Annotated in this window: 24 protein-coding genes; 4 read left to right on the forward strand and 20 right to left on the reverse strand. The window is 64.1% G+C overall.

What is annotated here, in order from left to right:
* Window positions 1-19 precede the first annotated feature (19 nt).
* From AC0L21_RS02325 to AC0L21_RS02345, 5 genes are all read right to left on the reverse strand, one after another.
* Window positions 20-886 carry an efflux RND transporter periplasmic adaptor subunit gene (locus AC0L21_RS02325; protein ID WP_473257603.1) on the reverse strand — a complete coding sequence of 289 codons (867 nt, stop codon included), beginning with the start codon at window positions 884-886 and terminating at the stop codon, window positions 20-22.
* Window positions 883-1,089 carry a DUF1656 domain-containing protein gene (locus AC0L21_RS02330; protein ID WP_027517340.1) on the reverse strand — a complete coding sequence of 69 codons (207 nt, stop codon included), beginning with the start codon at window positions 1,087-1,089 and terminating at the stop codon, window positions 883-885. The genes AC0L21_RS02325 and AC0L21_RS02330 overlap by 4 nt, the downstream gene beginning before the upstream one ends.
* Window positions 1,086-3,137: an FUSC family protein gene (locus tag AC0L21_RS02335; protein WP_473257607.1), complete on the reverse strand. Its 2,052-nt coding sequence runs from the start codon at window positions 3,135-3,137 to the stop codon at window positions 1,086-1,088. Before AC0L21_RS02335 ends, AC0L21_RS02330 begins: the two co-directional genes overlap by 4 nt.
* 217 nt (window positions 3,138-3,354) lie before the next feature.
* Window positions 3,355-4,263 (reverse strand): amino acid ABC transporter substrate-binding protein, encoded by a 909-nt coding sequence (locus tag AC0L21_RS02340; RefSeq protein ID WP_473257609.1) that lies wholly within the window; start codon window positions 4,261-4,263, stop codon window positions 3,355-3,357.
* Window positions 4,264-4,441: 178 nt separating this feature from the next.
* A complete protein-coding gene (locus tag AC0L21_RS02345; protein ID WP_473257611.1) occupies window positions 4,442-4,861 on the reverse strand; it encodes a nuclear transport factor 2 family protein in 420 nt (139 codons plus the stop codon).
* 143 nt (window positions 4,862-5,004) lie between these two features.
* On the opposite strand from AC0L21_RS02345, the gene AC0L21_RS02350 reads away from it, so the two are divergent.
* Window positions 5,005-6,246, forward strand: a complete 1,242-nt coding sequence (locus AC0L21_RS02350; RefSeq protein ID WP_473257613.1) for an amidohydrolase family protein — start codon at window positions 5,005-5,007, stop codon at window positions 6,244-6,246.
* A 213-nt stretch (window positions 6,247-6,459) separates the two neighbouring features.
* The gene (locus AC0L21_RS02355; protein ID WP_473257615.1) at window positions 6,460-6,771 is read left to right on the forward strand and encodes a hypothetical protein; all 312 of its coding nucleotides are present in this window, start codon (window positions 6,460-6,462) and stop codon (window positions 6,769-6,771) included.
* A 12-nt stretch (window positions 6,772-6,783) separates the two neighbouring features.
* Here the strand turns inward: AC0L21_RS02355 and AC0L21_RS02360 are convergent, their stop codons facing one another.
* The 6 genes from AC0L21_RS02360 to AC0L21_RS02385 all read right to left on the reverse strand — a co-directional run bounded on the left by AC0L21_RS02360 (window position 6,784) and on the right by AC0L21_RS02385 (window position 11,694).
* Window positions 6,784-7,707, reverse strand: coding sequence for a DUF1932 domain-containing protein (locus tag AC0L21_RS02360; protein WP_473257617.1), 924 nt, complete (start codon window positions 7,705-7,707; stop codon window positions 6,784-6,786).
* Window positions 7,707-8,576: a substrate-binding domain-containing protein gene (locus AC0L21_RS02365; protein WP_473257619.1), complete on the reverse strand. Its 870-nt coding sequence runs from the start codon at window positions 8,574-8,576 to the stop codon at window positions 7,707-7,709. Before AC0L21_RS02365 ends, AC0L21_RS02360 begins: the two co-directional genes overlap by 1 nt.
* 19 nt (window positions 8,577-8,595) lie before the next feature.
* On the reverse strand, window positions 8,596-9,279 hold the full coding sequence (locus tag AC0L21_RS02370; protein ID WP_473257621.1) for a 4-carboxy-4-hydroxy-2-oxoadipate aldolase/oxaloacetate decarboxylase: 684 nt from the start codon (window positions 9,277-9,279) through the stop codon (window positions 8,596-8,598).
* On the reverse strand, window positions 9,276-9,989 hold the full coding sequence (locus AC0L21_RS02375) for a PIG-L deacetylase family protein (protein ID WP_473257623.1): 714 nt from the start codon (window positions 9,987-9,989) through the stop codon (window positions 9,276-9,278). Before AC0L21_RS02375 ends, AC0L21_RS02370 begins: the two co-directional genes overlap by 4 nt.
* Window positions 9,990-10,072: 83 nt before the next feature.
* Window positions 10,073-10,957: an amidohydrolase family protein gene (locus AC0L21_RS02380; RefSeq protein ID WP_473257625.1), complete on the reverse strand. Its 885-nt coding sequence runs from the start codon at window positions 10,955-10,957 to the stop codon at window positions 10,073-10,075.
* Between the two features lie 29 nt (window positions 10,958-10,986).
* A complete protein-coding gene (locus AC0L21_RS02385) occupies window positions 10,987-11,694 on the reverse strand; it encodes a TetR/AcrR family transcriptional regulator (RefSeq protein ID WP_473257627.1) in 708 nt (235 codons plus the stop codon).
* A 114-nt stretch (window positions 11,695-11,808) separates the two neighbouring features.
* Between AC0L21_RS02385 and AC0L21_RS02390 the strand changes: the two genes are divergently transcribed.
* The gene (locus tag AC0L21_RS02390) at window positions 11,809-12,789 is read left to right on the forward strand and encodes a tripartite tricarboxylate transporter substrate binding protein (protein WP_473257629.1); all 981 of its coding nucleotides are present in this window, start codon (window positions 11,809-11,811) and stop codon (window positions 12,787-12,789) included.
* 86 nt (window positions 12,790-12,875) lie between these two features.
* Here AC0L21_RS02390 and AC0L21_RS02395 read toward each other — a convergent pair whose 3' ends face one another.
* The gene (locus AC0L21_RS02395; RefSeq protein WP_473257633.1) at window positions 12,876-14,024 is read right to left on the reverse strand and encodes a mechanosensitive ion channel family protein; all 1,149 of its coding nucleotides are present in this window, start codon (window positions 14,022-14,024) and stop codon (window positions 12,876-12,878) included.
* A 127-nt stretch (window positions 14,025-14,151) separates the two neighbouring features.
* Here AC0L21_RS02395 and AC0L21_RS02400 point away from each other — a divergent pair, with 127 nt between their 5' ends.
* Window positions 14,152-15,402: a DUF763 domain-containing protein gene (locus AC0L21_RS02400; protein ID WP_473258369.1), complete on the forward strand. Its 1,251-nt coding sequence runs from the start codon at window positions 14,152-14,154 to the stop codon at window positions 15,400-15,402.
* 38 nt (window positions 15,403-15,440) lie between these two features.
* Here AC0L21_RS02400 and AC0L21_RS02405 read toward each other — a convergent pair whose 3' ends face one another.
* The 8 genes from AC0L21_RS02405 to AC0L21_RS02440 all read right to left on the reverse strand — a co-directional run bounded on the left by AC0L21_RS02405 (window position 15,441) and on the right by AC0L21_RS02440 (window position 19,325).
* Window positions 15,441-15,683: a hypothetical protein gene (locus AC0L21_RS02405; protein ID WP_473257635.1), complete on the reverse strand. Its 243-nt coding sequence runs from the start codon at window positions 15,681-15,683 to the stop codon at window positions 15,441-15,443.
* 33 nt (window positions 15,684-15,716) lie between these two features.
* Complete coding sequence (locus AC0L21_RS02410) at window positions 15,717-15,980, reverse strand: hypothetical protein (RefSeq protein ID WP_035992883.1); 264 nt, start codon at window positions 15,978-15,980, stop codon at window positions 15,717-15,719.
* Between the two features lie 15 nt (window positions 15,981-15,995).
* A complete protein-coding gene (locus AC0L21_RS02415; RefSeq protein WP_473257637.1) occupies window positions 15,996-16,223 on the reverse strand; it encodes a hypothetical protein in 228 nt (75 codons plus the stop codon).
* On the reverse strand, window positions 16,220-16,426 hold the full coding sequence (locus tag AC0L21_RS02420) for a hypothetical protein (protein WP_473257639.1): 207 nt from the start codon (window positions 16,424-16,426) through the stop codon (window positions 16,220-16,222). The genes AC0L21_RS02415 and AC0L21_RS02420 overlap by 4 nt, the downstream gene beginning before the upstream one ends.
* A 9-nt stretch (window positions 16,427-16,435) precedes the next feature.
* Window positions 16,436-16,618 (reverse strand): hypothetical protein, encoded by a 183-nt coding sequence (locus AC0L21_RS02425; protein ID WP_473257641.1) that lies wholly within the window; start codon window positions 16,616-16,618, stop codon window positions 16,436-16,438.
* Window positions 16,619-16,754: 136 nt separating this feature from the next.
* A complete protein-coding gene (locus tag AC0L21_RS02430) occupies window positions 16,755-18,011 on the reverse strand; it encodes a cytochrome P450 (protein WP_473257643.1) in 1,257 nt (418 codons plus the stop codon).
* 107 nt (window positions 18,012-18,118) lie between these two features.
* Window positions 18,119-18,445, reverse strand: a complete 327-nt coding sequence (locus AC0L21_RS02435) for a hypothetical protein (RefSeq protein ID WP_473257645.1) — start codon at window positions 18,443-18,445, stop codon at window positions 18,119-18,121.
* 106 nt (window positions 18,446-18,551) lie between these two features.
* The gene (locus tag AC0L21_RS02440; RefSeq protein ID WP_106943076.1) at window positions 18,552-19,325 is read right to left on the reverse strand and encodes a ferredoxin--NADP reductase; all 774 of its coding nucleotides are present in this window, start codon (window positions 19,323-19,325) and stop codon (window positions 18,552-18,554) included.
* Between the last annotated feature and the right edge of the window lie 67 nt (window positions 19,326-19,392).

Here is a 19,392-nt window from a genome sequence, read left to right on the forward strand (position 1 = left end):
CGGGCGATGGCAATCGCGCCTAATTCAGCACCTCCACCGTCGCTGAGCGCCCGGCCACCAGCGACATCCCGTCAGGCACATGATCCAGCGCGATGCGTACCGGCACGCGCTGGGCGAGGCGCACCCAGCTGAAGGTCGGGTTGACGTTGGCAAGCAGGCTGGCGCCCTCGACGCGGTCGCGGTCCTCGATGCCGGCGGCGATGCTCTCGACATGGCCCGGCAGCGTCACCTTCTCGCCCATCAGGCGGACCTGCACCTTGTCACCGATACGAATGCGCGCAAGTTTCGTCTCCTCGAAATAGCCTTCGACATGCAGCGTATCGGTGTCGACCAGCGCCATCACGCCCTTCCCGGCCGTGACGTAAGCACCGGGACGCAGATTCATGTTAGTGATCACGCCGTTCACGGAGGCATGCACCTCGCTGCGATCGAGGTTGAGCTGGGCGACCGCGCGGTCGGCAACGGCCGCATCGAAAGCCGCCTTGGCCTGGAGCTGGGTGGCCAGCACCTGCTCCTGTTTCTGCTGCGACACGGCGTCGGTCGTCAGCGCGCTGTAGCGCTTCAAATCGGCATTGGCCTGATCGAGCGTAGCCTGATGACCGGCCACCGACGCATCGGCCTGCCGCAGCGCCAGCGCAAAACGCTCGCGGTCGATCTTGAACAGGACGTCACCGCGATGGACCTTCTGGTTGTCCTTGACCAACACTTCGGTCACGAAGCCCGACACATCGGGCGCGACCTGCACCACGTCGGCGCGCACCCGGCCGTCGCGGGTCCATGGCTGCTCCATGTAATAGACCCAGAGCTCGCGGCCGACAGCGAGCGCGGCGACAACGGCAAGGAGCGTCAACGCGAGGCGCCCGAGCCAGGCAACATTCCCTTTCATGCAAGATACTCCGAGAGATAGACGACGACGCCGAGAATGCAGACATAGATCGCGAAATCGAACAGCGCGCGGTGCCAGACCAGCCGGTAAAGATCAAAGCGCTGCATGAAGCGGCGCAGCAGAGCACTCAGTGCGTAGGCGATGATGATCCACAACAGCAGCGCTGGCACGAGCACACCGTAGATATCGATCACGTATCTCACGCCGCAACACTCTCGCCTGCCCGCGGCCGATAGGCCGGTGCGTCCGGAAACAGGCCGCGCCTTATGCCGACGAGGCCGACCAGAGCGTCCTCGCGCGCCTTTCCGTTGGGATCCTTCACCGCCCGGGCCAGTGCCCGATCGACGCTTGTCAGAAGTTCGGCCGGCATTCCATCACCCGCATATCTGCGGCAGGCGATGGCGAGCTGATCGAGCATGTCGTCGATCACGGCAATGGTGGATGCCGCAAGCCCGTAGCGGGCGCGCCGCAGATCGATGATGTTGATTCCGATACGAAGCTGGACCAGGCTCTCGGCGTCGCGGCGGTCACTCTCGGAGAGAAACGCGATGCGCTGCACCAGAAGGCCGAGCCGGTGCAGCATCAGGCCTGCGAACTCCGCGCGATCCCGCTTGCCGCGCCGTTCGGCGGCGACCGCGAGCGCCGTCCAGTTCGACAGCACCAGGCGGTTGGCGATCCACTCCGCCCCCACCCCGCGCGCGATCCGCGTCACCAGCTCGGCAATGATGACACCGACGAAGAAGGCGACAGCGGAATTTGCGTAGGACGCGAAATCCGCGCTGTAGGTCGATTGCAGCGCCAGCAGCGTCGCCGTGTTGGCCGCGAGCGCCATGCCGGTTCCGGTCGTTGCGGGCCTTGCAATCAGCAAGCCATAGAGGAGGAACGTTGGCGCGAGCGCGGCGACCAAAACCTCGAGATGCGAGATCGCGGGCACCAGCGCAAAAAGGTAGATCGCCACGACGACAATGGCGACCAGGGACCACAGGCCAAAACTGCGGATGAAGCGCGCGGGGTCGTCCTGCGCGGCGAAGAACGAACAGGCGACGGCCGCCATCATCGGCGCCGACGCGCCGTCCGGCCAGCCGGTACCGATCCAGAACGCGCAGCAGATCAGGATGGCCGCCGACGCGCCGGCAGCCGACCACAGGGCAAGGCCGCGATCCCTATGGCGCACCGGCGCGGCACCTGCTTCGGATTGGAAATCCAGATCGAGGGTCGAGACGTTCCGGTTCTCGACGATCGCTTCCGTCAGGGCGCGGCAATCGCTCGAGAGGTCGACCAGCTCGCGCAGCCGCGACAACAGGCTGGTGACGATGATCCGCTCCCAGGACGCGCTGTCGTCGAGGACCGCCTGCTGCCGTGCGATCATGGCGCGAATCCGCTCGGCCGGCTGCCGTTCGTTGGCGTCGCTCGTGATCCATCCCGCGAGATCTTCCAGGAGCCGCCCCAGCTCGGGTTGCCGCCTCAACGCCTCCTCGCCCAGCGCGGCGAGCCGGTCCTCGAGCGAAGCGATCACCGGCAAAAGCATCAGCATGCGAAGCCGGATTTCACCCAGTCCGACGACGGCATTGCGGTCGGTCAACCGGTCATAAGCAAGATGGGTGGAGAGCGTGTCGATTTCGACGATGTCGGTCGCAAGCTTGATGCGCTTGCCGCGGCGGGTTTCGTTCGTCCCGTGGCGCAGCAGGACGACTTGACTTAGGCGCTGCGCGTCCGCCACCCAATTCTCGATCCGATTGGCAACAGCCGGCGCGACGCTGCGCGGAAAGACGATGGTCGAAACCAGGCTGGCGCAGATGATGCCGAGCGAAATTTCCTCCAGCCTTGCCACCGCGGTTTCGAAAATGGCGCCCGGCTCGGACACCGAGGGAAAGCCGATCAGCGCCACCGTGTACCCGGCCAGCATGAAGACATAGCTGCGCGGTGTGCCGTCGAGCAGCGAGAGATAAAGACAGAGCCCGACCCAGAGCGCGATGGCGAGGCACAGCAGCTCGGGTGCATCGATCAGGTTTGGGACCAGCGCCACCGTCGTGATCGCGCCGACCAGTGTGCCCATCACGCGGAAGAACGCCTTCGAGCTGGTCGCCCCCGCCAGCGGCTGCGAGGTGATGTATACGGTCGCCATCGCCCAATATGGCCGTGGCAGATCCATCGCCAGCGCGATGACGAGCGCCAGGATCGACGCGGCGAACGTCTTCAAAGCGAAAATCAGGTCCGCGTGGCGGACCGGGAACGGTTCATTTGCGCGCATGGCTATTTCGCTTCGGCGTCGGTCTCTGGCGGCTTGCCCACCGTTCTATGCGCAGGAGAGTCGCGAAGGCGACCGCAAGTTCCTCGGGACCGATATCATGCAGCAGGCTGGCCCGCCCCCGGCCGGACCCGGGGCGCGGTGGACGTTCCCGACGGCCTACTGACATCTCGGCGGGCCGCATGCGCGCGACACGCCTCCGGCCGCGACAGCTCTCGCCTCAGTTGACGACGTACACATCCGGATCGAAGCTGGAGCTCGGCTTCTTGAAGGCGTTGCGCAAGGCGCCCGACATCGGGACGTTGTAGTTGAGGCCGTTCGGCGGGGTCGGCGATTCCAGCCACTTCTTGTACAGGACCTCGATCTCCTGGCTGGCGTACAGCTCTGCAGTCGCGCGATCGGCGAGCGCCTTGAACGGCGCGTCCTCCCGCCGCAGCATGATCCCGTAAGGCTCGGGCTTCGAGAACGTCTCCTCGCTGATCATGAACAGCTGCGGCTCCTTCGAGCGCGCGATCGCGACCGCGAGCTGCACGTCGTCGAGCGCGTAGGCCTGGGCGCGGTCGGTTTCCAGCAACAGGAAGGCCTCGGCCTGGTCCTTGGCCGGCATCACGTTGATGCCGAGATTGCGCTCCGTGTTGACCTTGGCGAGCTGCGTCAGGTTGACCGATCCGGCCACCGCGGTCACCGCCTTGCCCTTGAGATCGTCGATGGTGTTGATCTTTGCGGCTTTCTTGGCCGCAAATCGCGTTGCGCTGAGGAAGTGCGTGTTGGTGAAGGCGACCTGCTTCTGGCGATCGGCATTGTTGGTGGTCGCCGAGCAATGCAGGTCGAGCGTCCCGTTGACCATCAGCGGAATCCGGTTCGATGACGTCACGGCGATGGTGTCGACGGCGATGTCGGGCATGCCGAGCTGCTTCTTCACGGCATCCACGATTCTCAGGCAGATATCCATGGCAAAGCCGACCGGCTTCTGGTTGCCGTCGAGATAGCTGAACGGGACCGAGGCCTCCTGATAGCCCAGCGTGATCTTCTTGGTCTCTTTGACCTTCTGAAGCGTACCCGACAGGTCTTCGGCGGAGGCGGCAGTTGCAAGGCATGTGAGGGCCAGGACAAGGGTGGGTAAACGCATCGGGAACTCCTCGAGGAGGCTCGCGCCTCCATGCCGGGCGCAGCAATCGCGCCGTTGATAGCGCAGGCGCGCGACAGCCGCCAGACGAGCTTGCGTCTATCAGCTATCGCGGCTTGCGATATGGTGACCGGCCGTTTGTCTCCGTGGAGTCAGGGCGGCTCAACCGCCAGGATGGCGCTTACGCGTCGATACCGCGCTGGACCAGGATGCGCTCGGCGCTGTCGTTCCAGACATCCATCTTGGTGATCTGGCCATTCCGGACCACGAAGCGGTCGACATAGCGGTTGCCCTCGAACGCGGTCCCATCCATCCATTCGCCGTAAAGCGTGCCGACGCTGTAGACCACGGTCTCGCCGTCGCCCGGGCAGATATCGAACCGATCCATCTTCTTCTTGACCCAGCGGTAGCGCTTGGCGTTGAACCCGGTCGGGCCGCGCGGATGATCGAACTCGCGCCCGCCGGTAAAGGTAATCACCGTGCCCGGCGCCATATAGGCCGCGGCGGCGTCCGGATCGGGGATCATCGATGCCGTGAGATAGGCTTCCACGATCTCGGCGTCGGACGACGGACCGGCTTCGGCTTTTGCGGCAACAGACATGGCTCGTTCTCCCCGGTTTCCGGAATACTAACGCCGCTCTCGGGGAATACGTGCATATATTTTGAACATTTCCGTCGCTACACTGCCGACAATCTGGAGCCGCCAAACGCGGCTGAATGCACTAAATTCCTTCCGCAAGAGCCATGATCACCCAATCCGCCTTTGACCTCATTTTTCGCAACGCCTTGCTGCGTGGTGCCGCCGACCCGATGGACATCGGCGTCACGCGCGGCCGGATCACCGCTATCGAACCGACGCTCGCCTGCGAGGCCGTCGAGGTCGATATCGGCGGGCGCCTCGCCCTGCCCGGCTTCGTTGACAGCCACATCCATCTCGACAAGGCCTGCCTGCTCGGCCGCTGCGGGCATGGTCACGGCAGCGTCTCGGAAGCGATCCGCGCCGTCGCCGGGATGAAGAAGGACTTCACGGTAGAGGACGTATATGAACGCGGCGCCAGGGTGCTCGAACGTGCCATCGTCCACGGCACCACGCGCATGCGCACCCATGTCGAGATCGACCCGCGCATCGGGTTGCGCGGCTTCGAGGCGGTGAAGGCGCTGAAGCGTGACTATGCCTGGGCGATCGACCTGTCGCTCTGTGTCTTTCCTCAGGAAGGCCTCACCAACGATCCCGGCAGCGAGGAGCTTCTGATCCAGGCGCTACGTGACGGCGGCGAGGTGATCGGCGGCTGCCCCTACACCGACACCGACCCGAACGCACATCTCGCCCGCATCTTCGAGCTAGCGCAGGAATTCGACTTCGATGTCGATCTCCATCTCGATTTCGATCTCGATCCCTCCTGGTGGCACCTCGACGAGGTCTGCCGGCAGACCGAGCGGCGCAACTACGGGGGTCGCGTGGCAATCGGCCATGCGACGAAACTCTCCGCACTGCCACCGGAGCGGCTGAAGGCTGCTACCGCGCAATTGGCCAAGGCCGGCGTTGCCGTCACCGTGCTGCCGGCAACCGATCTCTATCTGATGGGGCGCGAGGCGACCCACAACGCGCCGCGTGGGCTGACGCTCGCCCACAAGCTCGCTGGCGAAGGCGTGGTGTGCTCCATCGCGACCAACAACGTGCTCAATCCCTTCACGCCATTCGGTGATGCCTCACTCCTGCGAATGGCGAATTTCTACGCCAACGTCGCGCATGCCTCGGTCAACGACTTCGATACCTGCCTTGATCTCGTGACCGAGCTGCCGGCGCGGCTGATGAACCTCGGGGATTACGGCATCGAGGTTGGGAATCCGGCCGATCTCGTCCTGCTCGATACGCAGGACAGCCGCTTCGCCATCGCCGAACTGCCGGATATCGTGATGGGCTTCAAGAGCGGCCGGCAGACTTTTGCGCGTCAACGGCCCACTCTGTTCAGCCCCGGCTGCTGATCCGCTCTCGATGCATATCTGCATTGAAGGGCGGCTTATTTCCGAGCAGCTTCCGTTCGATGTTACCGCTGATCGTTTCGCAATTCCGAATCCGGTAGATTCCCGGATAGTAGATTCTTGCTGATTCCCGATAGCTGCGCGCATTGCAAGTCCCGCGGTGCCGGTCATAGTAGGACCGGCACTGATGTCTGCATTCAACGGGGAAGCATCGACATGTTCAGCGCATTCAGCGGCATCGACACTCACTCCATTCGAGCGAGAACGCCCAGCGAGGCCGCGGTGAAGCGGCTCGACGGCATCGGGCACGTCCTGTCGGACCTCGATCTGGCGGGCGTCCGGACACAGGATGACCTGACGCGCATGCTCCTGACGCTCGATACGGCCGACAAGTGTATTCGATCGATCCGCGCAGAATTCCGGACCGAAGTCGCGAACGATCGGCTGGCCCGCAAGGCCGAAGACTTGATGGAGTTGATCGAACGCGCCCGCGACGAGTTCACGGGCTGTCGCACGCCAAAGTCCTGAGCAGGAGCCGCCCTATTTCTCGCGATTGATCTTCGCCAGGATTCGGTCCGCCTCGGTGCGCCAATCAGCGCTGCGGGCGAACTCCTCGGTGCCTTTCGTTCCGAACAGGCCCTGATCGGCAAGGTCCGCCACCCAGGCCTGCCGCTCGGCGGTGCCCTGCGCGGACCACGGCGTCAGCCCCGCTTCACGCACAGTCTCGGCGACCTCGCGCACTTCCTCGGCGCGGCGGCGGCCATGCTCGATCACGCGCTGGAAGCAATAAGCGCCCTGCTTCTCCCAATCGATCGTGGGAAAGGTTTCCGCCAGCGAAGCCAGTACCGCATCCTCGACGCCATAGGCGCGCGCGGTGGTGAAGCTTTCGATGACCATGGCCTCCAGGCCCTTGATCATGATGCTGCGACACATCTTCACCGCCGATGAAACACCAAGCTTGTCGCTCGCAACCTTGGCCGCAAAACCGATCGCGTTCAAAAGCGGCTCCAGCTCCCTGGCGCCGGGACCACCGAGCAGCAGCGGCACCTTGATCCGATAAGGCGGCACCGACGTCATGACCGCGCCCTCGACATAGCGTCCGGCGGCGGCATCGATCAGCGCGGCGGCGCGCTGCTTGGCGCCGGGAGACGCCGAATTGAAATCCAGGAACCAGGTGCCCTGATTGATCGCGGCCGCGCAGGCCTTCGCCACCGGCACGGCCTGGCTGGCGGTGACCGCGGAGATGATGAAATCGGATTTGGCGGTGAGCTCGGCGTGCGAGGCTGCGAGCCAGACACCGAATTTTTCAGCATGCTCCTGCAGCGAACCGCCCTGCTCGCCTCCGAGCTTGATGTCATAGGCAGAGACCTTGATGTCCTGCTGGCGCAGATCCTCGGCCAGAATCCTGCCGACCTCGCCGTAACCGACCAGTCCGATCTGCCATCGTCTTGGATCACCCGCCATCAGTTCAATCCTCGCGTCGTCTCGTCGAACAGCTCCTCGACCGCGTAGCGGCGCGGGATCAGCGCCTGCTGGAACGCATAGTCCACGATCAGCTCCAGCGGCTTCCTGTTAGCTTCGATTCCGAACGGAACAAGGTCCGGCATTGCCGCCGGTCCCGCCTGCACCTTGCTCCGCTTGAGGAGATCATAAATGCCCGAAACCACGTCAGGACGCGATTTCGCCAGCTGCTCGGTCACGACCACGAAATGATTGACCGGCACGACGCCGCGGCGCGCGTACCATATGGCGGCTTCCGCGGCCGGATCGGGGAACAGCGTCTTCAGCTTGGGATCATCGGAGGCCTCGCCGAGGACGGCATCGAGCTCGCCGTCGATCAGCATCTGCAAGATCTTCTTGCCGTTCGGCGCGCGCTCGGTGGAGTCGACATATTCTGCCACATGCGGGTCCTCGAACGTGATCCAGCAGATCTTGTCGAGGTTGACGCCGCAGTCGTTGGCGAGGATGCCTCTGATCCAGGCGCCCGTCGTGGTCGTGAACGAGCGGATGCCGACGCGCTTGCCTTCGAGATCGGACGGCCCGAGCGTTCCATGCGCAGGATTATAGAGCGCGTAGGAATGCTGGAAGCGGCCGAGCATGGTGGCAGGCAGTAGCACGAGCGGCTTGCCATGCGCCTTCGCCATCAGATAGGTCACGATCGCCATCTCGCAGACGTCGAAGGCCTGCTCGCGCACCATCGGCTTGAACGCGGTGTTGGTTGGCGTGTATTCGATGAAGTCGAGATCGAAGCGGTCGGAGCGCAGCTCGCCGCTCTTCACCGCCTGGACGTGGGGGTGATTGCCGAGCACGGCCTTCAGCCTGAGACGATCCATCGGCCCGCTCCGCTTCTCTTCAGACATCCTCGGGATTGTCGACATAGACGAGCCCCGCCTTCGCCAAGGCCTCGCGCATGCAGTACATGTCGAGGCCCAGCTCGCCCGAAGCCAGCCGCTTGCGTTTGCCGCCTTCGTCCGCGTTGCGCTTCTTAGCCTTCTCGGCGACCTCGGCTGCGTAACGCTTCGGCAACACCACGACGCCGTCGCTATCGGCCACGATGATGTCGCCGGGATCGACATTGACGCCGGCGCAGACCACGGGAATGTTGACGGAGCCAAGCGTCGCCTTCACCGTGCCCTTGGCCGAGACCGCGCGCGACCACACCGGAAACTTCATCTCGTGCAGTGCCCTGACGTCGCGGCAGCCAGCATCGATGATCAGCCCCTGCACGCCCCGCGCCTGCAACGAGGTTGCGAGCAGCTCACCGAACATGCCGTCGGTGTTGTCGGTGGTACAGCCGACGACGAGGATGTCGCCCTTCCTGCACTGCTCGACCGCGACATGGATCATCCAGTTGTCGCCGGGTTGCGCCAGTACGGTGACCGCGGGGCCGGCGATCGCCGCGCCGACCCAGACCGGCCGCAGATACGGCTTCATCAGGCCGAGCCGACCATAGGCCTCGTGCACGGTCGAGACGCCGTACTCCGCCATGGCAGCGGGATCGGCTCGCTCAATGTTGCGAACGACGACCGGCTTCATGCCAGCTCCTCCGCTACCGTCGGGAACAAGCGCTGATAGGCCTCGCCATACGTCATGGGAACGCCGGTGTTACGGCTGCCCTGGATGCCGCGGTTGAGCGCGACACGCTCGTAGTAGCCCCAGAGATGTCTTTGCGCGGCGAGGATCTGGAACGCCTCGTACTTCTCCTTCCAGACCTCGTCGATCTTGAGGAGCAGGTCCGGCTTGTAGTTGCACTGCTCGGGCTGGTGCGGCTCGAACAAAAACACCGGCGGCGCAGAGTATTTGTACTGCGCGCCGGGCTTGTGGCCCATGGCCTGCGCGACCACGCGGGTCTCCTGCGCGAAATGCGCGGCGTTCGGATGGTCAAAATTATAGGGGTCCTCCAGCGCGTGCGTCAGCACGAAGCTCGGATTGAGCTCGCGGTAGATGTCGACCATGCGGTCGAAATGCGCTTCCGTCAGCTTCAGCGGATAGTCCCCGCAATCGAAGAACTCTATCTCGGCGCCGAGCAGCTTGGCAGCCCGCTCCGCCTCGTCCTTGCGGCCGGCCTTGACCGATTCCAGCGTCGCGCCCTTCTCCTTCCAGGCGAACTGGCTCTCGCCGCGCTCGCCGTAGGACATGCAGACGATCTTCATGCGATAGCCCTTCTTCGCATGCAGCGCGATGGCGCCGCCAGCGCGCCAGACGAAGTCGCCGGGATGGGCGGTGACTACGAGACCTGTTTTCATGGGACAAACTCCCCTCTTCTGTTCGTCAACGTCATAAGTTCATCAAGCGACGCGGCCGCGCGGCTTGTCGATCGCAAGCGCCGTCATTGGTCGAACTCGAACAGGCGCGCTGGATTATCGACGAGGATCTTCTGCTGATACTCCGGCTCCGGCGCGAACAGCGGGATCAGGTCGACGAGATCGCCGTCGTTCGGCATCGTCTTGACGTTGGGATGTGGCCAATCGGTGCCCCAGATGACCCGGTCGGGTGCGGTCTCGACGATCTTTCGCGCGAACGGCACGGCATCGGTGAACGGCGGACCGGCCGATGACACTCGTTCCGAGCCGCAGATCTTGACCCAGCACTTCTCGTCGCGCTGCATCAGCTCGATCAGGATCCTGAACGGAAGCTGATCGAGCCCTTCGGACGCCTTCACCCGTCCCATATGGTCAATCGTGTAGCTCAGCGGCAGCCTGGTCAGCATATCGGCGTATTCGGGCAGGTCGATCGCGTCGAAATGCAGGTCGATGTGCCAGCCGAGCGGCGCGACCATCGCGACGATACGGTCGAACACCCGCTTGTCGGGAACGCCGCCGAGATGGCGGACGAAATTGAAGCGGCAGCCGCGGAAGCCGCCCTCGTGCAGCACGCGGAGCCCGGGCTCGGTGATGGTGTCGTCGATATTGGCAACCGCGCGATAGGCCCCCTTGCTCTGCGCGATAGCGTCGAGCGCCACCGTATTGTCGGTGCCATGCACACTGGCATTGACGATGACGGCACGTCCAACGCCGAGCTTGGCATGTAACGCGCGGAAATCCGCGAGCGGCGCATCCGGCGGCGTGTAAGAACGGTCCGGCGCGTAAGGGTATTTCGCGCCGGGCCCGAAGATGTGGCAATGCGCATCGCATGCCAGCTTCGGCAGCTTGAACTTCGGCGTGCGCGTGTTCGGGTTGGGCGGCGGAATGGTCGGCGTGTACATCATTGCCATCAGATAAACCGCCGAACGGGACCGCGTCTTTAAGTCTTGCTGCCGACGACCGACCGTCGCCGTGCTGGCGCCTGATCCAGCGCCGGTGCCTGGAACGCGGCCACGGTGGCTTGCACCAATTGCTCGATGGCGCTGGCGGCATCGCTGCCGTCGGCCTCGCCGCGCGACAGGCGCGAGACGCGATCCGGCGTCACCAGCGAATAATAGAGTGCGCCGAGCAGGAAGTGGCTACGCCAGACGATATCGGTGCGCGGAACGTGCGGCAGACTTTCGTGAACAGCATCGATGAAGGCGTGGCTGGTGTCGTCAAAAGTCTGTGCGATGATCTTTCGCGCGACCTCATTGCCCTCCGCGGACATCACCGCGCGCAGCCGCGTGAACCGCGCCCCGCCCCCGGCAAGATCACTGCCCGAGGTGAAGGCCGGCACGACATAGGCCCGCACCACTGCTTCGAGCCGGTCCTGGAGATCACGCACGCGTTTGGCGGCCGCGAGCAGCTCGGAACGACGCAAGTTCATCGGCCCGCAATGGCGCCGGTAGATCTCCAGCAGCAGGCCGTCCTTGGTCTTGAAATGATAGGTGACGCTGCCGGGATTGGCGCCGGCGGCCTGCGCGATATCGCGCACCGACACGGCGTTGAAGCCGTTGGTAGCGAATAACTCCTCGGCCGCGGCGAGAATCGCCTCGCGCATGTTCGGCTTGCGGGCCGTTTCCTTGCTGGCGGGGTTGCGCATCATGTGATTTGTACTATCGTACAAAAGATCAGGTCTCGTCAACAAAAACCGTGGGCGGCGTCCCGACGGCTCGAAAGAGCGACGGTTCGCGCAGACGCCCGCAAGGAGTGCTGGAAAATGCTGGGTTTGAACAAAAAGATCGGCGGCTTGATGCTGGGTGCCGGTCTGCTGCTGGCGGGCGGCGGCGCCGAGGCCGCCGACAACTATCCGAGCAAGCCGGTTCACATCCTGGTGCCCTACGCGGCCGGCGGCGCGGTCGACGTGCTCGCGCGCACGCTCGCACAGGCATTGGCCAAGACCTGGAGCCAGCAGCCGGTGGTCGACAACCGCCCCGGCGCCGGCGGCATCGTCGCCTCGCAGGCCCTGACGCAGGCCGCCCCCGACGGCTACACGCTGATCCTGGTCGCGAGCGGTCATCCCCTCAATCAGTTCATTTATCCGAGCGTACCCTACGATACGTTTAGGGATTTTACCGCGATCACCGAGGTCGCCTCCTCACCGCTCGCGATCGTCGTCGCCAAGGACAGCCCCTACAAGACGCTCGGCGATCTCCTCGCTGCGGCGAAGAAGGACCCTGACAAGCTCTCCTACGGTATGTCCGGCAACGGCACCTCTGCGCATCTGGCCGGTGAGCTATTGAAATACATGTCCGGCACCAAGATCGTCGCGATCCCCTACAAGGGCGGCGCGCCCGCGCTAACCGCCGTCATCGCCGGCGACATCCCGCTCAGCATCAATCCACTTGCGGAGGCCATCAGCCAGATCGAAGGCGGCCCGGTGCGCGCACTCGCGGTGACCTCGGCCGAGCGCTCGAAGGCGCTGCCCAATGTTCCGACCATCGCCGAGTCGGGTGTGCCGGGTTACGACGTCTCCGTCTGGTGGGGCGTTCTTGGCCCGGCGAAAATGCCGCCGGAGATCGTGGCGAAGCTCGAAACCGATCTAAAGGCGGCGTTGCAGGACCCGAACGTACTTTCGACGCTCGGCAAGATCGGCGCGGCCCCGGTCGGTTCTTCGTCGAGGGAATTCGACGCCTACATGCATGCCGAGGCGATCAAATGGGAGCCGGTGCTGAAGGCCGCCGACATCCGCGCGCAATGAGGTGCTTCGCATGAGGACCGGCGCGCTGGACACGATCCAGCGCCAGGCCGGATCGCGCGGCGCCACGGGGGCGACGCGCGAGTAGGTCAATTGCGTGCGCTCGCCCGCCTCTTCTCTGGCGGCGCGGGACGCCGCACGAAATCGGCTTCATCGTCGCCTCCCCCCGATGGGATCAGGATCGCGCGCTCTCGCGGCAGCGCTTCCGGCATCTCGTCGCGGATGAAGGCGATGAGCTTCTCCCTCATCTCGCAGCGCAGGTCCCAGGACTGCGGCGCGTTCCTGGCGCTGACGAGGGCGCGGAGCTCGATGGTGCGCGAATCCGCATCGACTACCTGGAGGTTGACCACCTCGCCGTCCCAGAGCTTGGACTCCTTCACTGCTTCTTCCAGCCAGCGCCGGATCCGCGGCACGTCGGCACGATAATCGACATGGAACGCAATCACCCCGATCAGGGACGCGGTGTCGCGGGTCCAGTTCTGGAATGGCTTTTCGATGAAATAGGACAGCGGCACCACCATGCGGCGCCAGTCCCACAGCCGGATCACCACATAGGTCGAGGCAATGTCCTCGACCCAGCCCCACTCGTTCTCGATGATCACGGCATCCTCGATGCGGATCGGCTGGGTGATCGCGATCTGCATGCCCGCGATCAGATTGCTCAGCAGCGGTCGGGCGGCAAGACCAACGATGATACCCGCGGCACCGGCGGAGGCGAACAGGCTGACGCCATATTGCCTGACCGAGTCGAACGTCATCAGCGCGGTCGACACCGTGATGATGACAATGATGATATCGGCGACGCGCTTGAAGACGCGGACCTGGGTGACGTGCTTGCGCGCGACAAAATTCTCGGTGACGTCGCGAAAGTTCAGGAGATACCGTGCCGCGCTCATATCGACGATCCGGATCGAGATCCAGCCGATCAGCGCGATGAAGGCGACGACGAACAGGCGCGTCAGCGGCGTGCGGAAGGCATCGTCCAGCGGCGCGAGCGGCAGCACCAAGGCTACGGCGGCAAGACTGAGGGCCAACTGAGCAGGGCCCGCCGTGCGCGCGATGAACACGCTCACGAGCGGGAGACGGGTTCCGAAGGCGCGGTTGAACAGCCAAACCGAGAGGCGATAGATCGACAGGGCCATCAGAATAGCGCCAGCGACCAGACAGAGGCCGACGAACCACGACGGTATCCACCCGAACATCCTGTCGATGTCGGCCAAAATGGTCTGCCGATTCATTAAAGTCCCCGCATTTGCATTCGCGCTTGCCGCTCAACGCATTACAGCGTGGTTCGCTCCACCGCTCTGTGCAATGCAGCATCCCTCTGGTGCAATCATCGCCGAACTGCGCTATTTCTGGTCAATCATGACTCGACGGACCGGCAGCGCCGATCTTCCCCTTCACACCGGCCGGGTTCCACCCTGGCTGGCGACCCGCATGTCTTCGCTCGGCGCGATCGTCACGCAGGCGATCGTGCATCACTACGGACGCGATGCATTCCTCCAGCGGCTCTCGCACCCGTTCTGGTTCCAGTCCTTCGGCGCCGTGATGGGGATGGATTGGCATTCCTCTGGCATCACAACCTCCGTGATCGGGGCGCTGAAGCGCGGGTTGGGACCGCTCCAGGATGAGCTCGGAATCTACGTCTGCGGCGGCCGTGGCCAGCACTCGCGCAAGACCCCGGACGAACTGATGCAGCTCGGCGATCGCGTCGGCTTCGACGGCGCAAAGCTCACGCGTGCGAGTCGCCTCGTGGCCAAGGTTGACAGCGCGGCGGTCCAGGACGGCTTTGACCTTTACCTCCACGGGTTCTTCGTCACTTCCGACGCCAAATGGACTGTGGTGCAGCAGGGCATGAACGGCGACAAGCGGCAGGCCCGCCGTTATCACTGGCATTCCGAGGCCTTGAAGAGTTTTGTCGATACCCCGCACAGCGCGATCGACGGGCCGCTGCAGGGCGAGATCGTCAATCTCACCGACCATCGCGCCGAGATCTCGCGCGCCGCGCAGCTCGAGCTTCTGAGCGATCTCGGCCCGGACCGCATCCTTTCAGAATTCGAGCGGCTGACCGGGACTGCGCCCGAGCCCGCGCAGGGGATGCTGCCGCACCTGATCATGCCCGCGCATCACGACGTCCGGCCGAAGGATGTGTTCGCGCGTCGCCTGCACGGCACACTCGCGGCCGCGGCCGAGCGCGGCCCGGTCGACTTTCCGGAGCTGCTGCTGACGCCCGGCGTTGGCGCGCGCACCGTCCGTTCCCTGGCGATGGTGGCCGAGGTGGTGCACGGCGCGCCCTACCGCTTCAACGATCCCGCCCGCTTCTCGCTCGCCCATGGCGGCAAGGACCGGCACCCCTACCCCGTTCCGATCAAGGTCTACGACGAAACTATTCGCGTGCTGAAGGGGGCGATCCAGAACGCAAAGCTCGGGCGCGAGGATGAGATGCAGGCCATCAAGCGCCTCGACGACCAGGCGCGGCGGCTGGAGCGCACCGCGCGCGGGCCGTCGGTCGATGCGTTCATCACCGGCGAGCGTGCCGCCTCACCCGATCTCGACGGCCGCTCCGTGTTCGGCTGGGAACGCGAGATGGCATCGACAAAAAAGCGGACCGGCTGAAGACCGGTCCGCGAGTTTAGCCGGGAGGAACGCCGCTCTCACGTCTCGTCGGTGCCCGGCTCCTCGTCGAGCCGGTTGGCCGAGTGATCCTGATATTGATCTGTCTGGATCGCCTTGCCGTCCATGCCGCGAATGTCGGAATGCTGCTTCTTGTCGCGGTTGGACAGGACCATGTTGTCGCCGATCTTGTCCTTGGGCACGTCCGTCATGGCGCCGGTGCCGTCGCCCTTGCCGTGCATGCCCGATCTGAAATGCGTCTTGCTGCCATGACCACCTGGCATCTTTTTCTCCTCTTGCTTTGATAGCCGTGAAGCTCAGTGCTTCTGCTGTGCCGGCGTCGGTTTCGGCGGCTTGTGGCCGCTCTGGCCGGTATCGTTGTGTTTGTTGTGATCGCTTTCCTGGTTGAGGCCGCCCCGGCTCACCGGAAATTCACTCTGCCGCGCCTCAGGTCGCGCGCGATGGACGGCCGTGTCCTCCGGATTGTGGCCGATGGCCTGGTCAAGCTCTCGCGCGTCCGGAACATCCGGCTTGCGCTCGAGGATGCGAACCTGTTGCTCGTGGGTCTTCTTGCCTTGCATGCTCGCCCTCCGGAGCTATGGGGCGCGGCGGCGGGCGCCACGGCGCGCGACGTCCTTGTCGATGCCGCCAGTGGCGTTCACGTCGTTGTCGACATCGCCTTCGATCGTGTTCTCGCCCAGAGCGTCCTCGAGGTCCTCAGGCGAGATACCGGCCATCGTTGCGCCCTTCGATCCGCCGATGAGCGGGTTTTCGCGCAGATCCTTTTCGGTCGGTGCGTCGAGTTTGGGTTGCTTATTGGTCATGTCTCACTTGCCTCGGCTTTTCCGGCCTCGTCATGCCTGTGGTGTGAATCGTGCTCACCACCTCCGCCGGATACGCGGCTGTGGTTGCGCTGCGGCTCGTCCGCTGGTGGCTTCTTCACTTCAAGCGGTGCCTTCGCGTTCTCATGCGATGCGCCCGGTCCGCCTTGGCGGATGCTGTTCGGTGTCTTGGTGGACGTCGACATGTCCCCTCCTCAGCGATCTTGCTGATAGCCTTGGTTGGTGGTGTTCTGCTTGGCGTTGCCTTGCTGCCCTTGCTGGTCCGGATTTTGCGCACGCTGCTGGCCGCGCGGGGCAGTCGAGGACACTTGCTTGCTGTCGCCGGTTCCCTTCGGGCTTTGGTTCTCGGCGGGAACAGGTGGCATCTTGCCGGTCATGATGCTGTCTCCTGTTGTTGGTCTGCGACATCGACCGGAGGAACTCATCGCGGCTTTTGATGTCGCAAAAACAACCAGAGCAACGGCATGCCGTTCCTACCGACGAATGCAGAGAAATTCCGCAAGGGTATAAGGCTCAGTAAGCCGCTGGCTGGGAACGAACCATCATCGATCCAGCTGCTCCGTGACCGTCCGGCACGACAGGGAGGTTCGCGATCGCGCGCATGCCCGGTCGCTTGCGCCAGTGGATCTGAGACACGTCCACAGCAAAGCCAAGTTTTGGCCATCGCACAAAGAGCGCTTCCAGAGCGCACGCGGCCTCGATCCGCGCAAGTTGATGACCGAGGCAGAAATGGATGCCCGTTCCGAAGGACATGTGACGGTTCGGCTTGCGCGCGAGATCGAGGCTCTCGGGACGCTCATGCATCGCCGGGTCCATGTTCGCGGCGGCGAGCATCACCATGACGCGATCGCCCTTGTTGAGACGCACGCCCGCGAGCTCGATATCCCGCCTCACATAGCGCGGCTTGGAGAACTGCACCGGCGACACGAAGCGCAGGAATTCCTCCACCGCGAACCCGACGCGGCTCCAGTCCTGGGCCAGCCAGTCGCGGACGCCGGGATTTCTGAGGAGTTCGTAGACAGAACCGCTGATGAGATGCGTGGTGGTCTCGGAGCCAGCCGCGAGCAGCAGGAACACCATCGACACCATTTCGTCCGGCGTGATCTGGCCGCCCTCGCGCTCGACCTGGACCAGCTCCGCGATCAGGCCCTCGCCGCCCCGCACCCGCGCAATCTGTAACTGCCGTTCGAGGTAGGCTCGCATCTTGCGGAACGCGAACAGCAGGCGGAAGAAGCTGGCAACGTTCGTGAGAGAGGACATCGTATTGGCCCAGGCGATGAAGCGAGGGCGATCGGCCAGCGGCAATCCGAGCAGCTCGGAGATCACCGCGAGCGGCAGGATGCGGGCGTAGCGCTGCACGAGATCGGCCGGGCTTCCCGCCGAGAACAGCTCGTCGGCGAGACCGTCCGCGATGGCGCGGATGCGCGGCTCCATCGCGACGATCGCGCGGCGCCGGAACGCCTCGTCCACGATGCTGCGCAGCCTTGTGTGGTCGGGCTCGTCCATCGTCAGCATATTGTTGGCGATGGTTCTAACGGAGTTCGGCATCCACCAGCGCAAACCTGCGACGTTGCCATCCTCCTTGCGCAGCGTGAAACTGGTGCCGTCCTTCAGGACTTGCGCCGTGGCCTCATGGGTCGTGGTGATCCAGACATCCCCGACGAACGGAAATCGCGCCGCGACCACAGGACCGGACATGCGCAACGTTGCGATCGCCTTGGGCGGATCGCGAAAGAAAGCCTCGCTGGTGAAATCGAGGCGTGGTGCCATGTGATCACCGGAGCGGTTGATGGCGCCTCACCGAAATGGTGCGCGTCATTGCCCGCGCAAGGGGTACGGAACTTCGCTTCGGCAGCGCTGGCGTAGCGACGACGAGTCTACCCCCGCCCCGGTGAGCGCGGGCCGATCTTGCGCTGCTGCTGATTGGTGTAAGCGTCCCAATTGCTCCAGCTGCCGTTGCTGAGGCTCTGCAGGTCGGTAGTGAGCGGACGGCGCGTGCGCTTGTCGTGATCGGCGATGGCGCGCTCGGACTGCGCGATCTTGCGCTTGAGTTCCCCGACCGCCTTCTGGGTTTGGCCGTTCCGCTTCGAAGACGCGATCTCGCCCATCGTGAAGCGCGCGGTCTCGAGCGCCTTCAGCTCGGCGCGGTTCTTCTTCAACTGAACCCGGTGCCAGGCGATGTTGCTGTCGCTGTCCGCAACCATGTGGGAACTCCGCTGATTCGCTCCCGCAGTGTATCGCGCGCCGAATCGGCGCCGCAACGGGCGTCCGGCGGCGAAAATACGGTCTTATTGCGTGAAAATTCCGGGCCTAGCGTTCGGCGAAGGCCTTTTCGACCACGAATTGGGCCGGCTCGCCGTGATTGCCCTCGACAAGCCCCCGCTCGCCGAGGAGCACGCGCGTATCCGCCACCAGCGCCGGGCTGCCGCAGATCATGACGCGGTCGTGGGCGGCTTCAAGTGCCGGCAGGCCGATATCGGAAAACAGCTTGCCCGAGGTGATGAGGTCGGTGATGCGGCCGCGATTGCGGAAGGGATCGCGCGTCACGGTCGGATAGTAGATCAACTGATTGCGGATGTACTCGCCGATCAGCTCGTCCTTGGGCAGCGTTTCGGTGATCATCTCGCCATAGGCGAGCTCCTTGACGTGCCGGCAACCGTGCAGCAGCACGACCTTCTCGAACCGCTCGTAGGTTTCGGGGTCCTTGATCACGCTCAGGAACGGCGCAAGGCCCGTACCGGTGCCGATGAGGTAGAGGTTGCGGCCGTCCTCCAGATTGTCGATGACCAGCGTGCCGGTGGCCTTGCGGCTGACGATGATCTCGTCGCCTTCCTTCAGATGCTGGAGCCGGGAGGTGAGCGGGCCGTCCGGCACCTTGATCGAGAAGAACTCCAGCGTGTCCTCGTAATTGGCGCTGGCGACGCTGTAGGCCCGCAGCAGCGGCTTCTCGCCGACCTTGAGCCCGATCATGGTGAATTCGCCGTTGCGGAAGCGGAAGGTCGGGCTGCGGGTGGTCTTGAAGGAGAACAGCGTGTCGGTCCAGTGGTGGACGCTCAAAACGGCTTCCTGATTGAAATTGCTCATCTCACCCTTCCGTGGCGCGTCGTGGCGGTTTTCAAGGCGGCAGCTATGCGTCGTTTGTACACGATCA

It is taken from the genome of Bradyrhizobium sp. WSM4873, assembly GCF_055811355.1.

What these genes read in the sequence shown, in the direction of transcription:
- AC0L21_RS02390 (WP_473257629.1), top strand. Translation starts at nt 11,809, where the DNA reads ATGCTGGGTTTGAACAAAAAGATCGGCGGCTTGATGCTGGGTGCCGGT.
- AC0L21_RS02425 (WP_473257641.1), bottom strand. Translation starts at nt 16,618, where the DNA reads ATGACCGGCAAGATGCCACCTGTTCCCGCCGAGAACCAAAGCCCGAAG.
- AC0L21_RS02335 (WP_473257607.1), bottom strand. Translation starts at nt 3,137, where the DNA reads ATGCGCGCAAATGAACCGTTCCCGGTCCGCCACGCGGACCTGATTTTC.
- AC0L21_RS02360 (WP_473257617.1), bottom strand. Translation starts at nt 7,707, where the DNA reads ATGGCGGGTGATCCAAGACGATGGCAGATCGGACTGGTCGGTTACGGC.
- AC0L21_RS02440 (WP_106943076.1), bottom strand. Translation starts at nt 19,325, where the DNA reads ATGAGCAATTTCAATCAGGAAGCCGTTTTGAGCGTCCACCACTGGACC.
- AC0L21_RS02415 (WP_473257637.1), bottom strand. Translation starts at nt 16,223, where the DNA reads ATGACCAATAAGCAACCCAAACTCGACGCACCGACCGAAAAGGATCTG.
- AC0L21_RS02410 (WP_035992883.1), bottom strand. Translation starts at nt 15,980, where the DNA reads ATGCAAGGCAAGAAGACCCACGAGCAACAGGTTCGCATCCTCGAGCGC.
- AC0L21_RS02395 (WP_473257633.1), bottom strand. Translation starts at nt 14,024, where the DNA reads ATGAATCGGCAGACCATTTTGGCCGACATCGACAGGATGTTCGGGTGG.
- AC0L21_RS02355 (WP_473257615.1), top strand. Translation starts at nt 6,460, where the DNA reads ATGTTCAGCGCATTCAGCGGCATCGACACTCACTCCATTCGAGCGAGA.
- AC0L21_RS02365 (WP_473257619.1), bottom strand. Translation starts at nt 8,576, where the DNA reads ATGGATCGTCTCAGGCTGAAGGCCGTGCTCGGCAATCACCCCCACGTC.
- AC0L21_RS02435 (WP_473257645.1), bottom strand. Translation starts at nt 18,445, where the DNA reads ATGGTTGCGGACAGCGACAGCAACATCGCCTGGCACCGGGTTCAGTTG.
- AC0L21_RS02350 (WP_473257613.1), top strand. Translation starts at nt 5,005, where the DNA reads ATGATCACCCAATCCGCCTTTGACCTCATTTTTCGCAACGCCTTGCTG.
- AC0L21_RS02400 (WP_473258369.1), top strand. Translation starts at nt 14,152, where the DNA reads ATGACTCGACGGACCGGCAGCGCCGATCTTCCCCTTCACACCGGCCGG.
- AC0L21_RS02345 (WP_473257611.1), bottom strand. Translation starts at nt 4,861, where the DNA reads ATGTCTGTTGCCGCAAAAGCCGAAGCCGGTCCGTCGTCCGACGCCGAG.
- AC0L21_RS02385 (WP_473257627.1), bottom strand. Translation starts at nt 11,694, where the DNA reads ATGATGCGCAACCCCGCCAGCAAGGAAACGGCCCGCAAGCCGAACATG.
- AC0L21_RS02380 (WP_473257625.1), bottom strand. Translation starts at nt 10,957, where the DNA reads ATGGCAATGATGTACACGCCGACCATTCCGCCGCCCAACCCGAACACG.
- AC0L21_RS02325 (WP_473257603.1), bottom strand. Translation starts at nt 886, where the DNA reads ATGAAAGGGAATGTTGCCTGGCTCGGGCGCCTCGCGTTGACGCTCCTT.
- AC0L21_RS02420 (WP_473257639.1), bottom strand. Translation starts at nt 16,426, where the DNA reads ATGTCGACGTCCACCAAGACACCGAACAGCATCCGCCAAGGCGGACCG.
- AC0L21_RS02340 (WP_473257609.1), bottom strand. Translation starts at nt 4,263, where the DNA reads ATGCGTTTACCCACCCTTGTCCTGGCCCTCACATGCCTTGCAACTGCC.
- AC0L21_RS02375 (WP_473257623.1), bottom strand. Translation starts at nt 9,989, where the DNA reads ATGAAAACAGGTCTCGTAGTCACCGCCCATCCCGGCGACTTCGTCTGG.
- AC0L21_RS02405 (WP_473257635.1), bottom strand. Translation starts at nt 15,683, where the DNA reads ATGCCAGGTGGTCATGGCAGCAAGACGCATTTCAGATCGGGCATGCAC.
- AC0L21_RS02430 (WP_473257643.1), bottom strand. Translation starts at nt 18,011, where the DNA reads ATGGCACCACGCCTCGATTTCACCAGCGAGGCTTTCTTTCGCGATCCG.
- AC0L21_RS02370 (WP_473257621.1), bottom strand. Translation starts at nt 9,279, where the DNA reads ATGAAGCCGGTCGTCGTTCGCAACATTGAGCGAGCCGATCCCGCTGCC.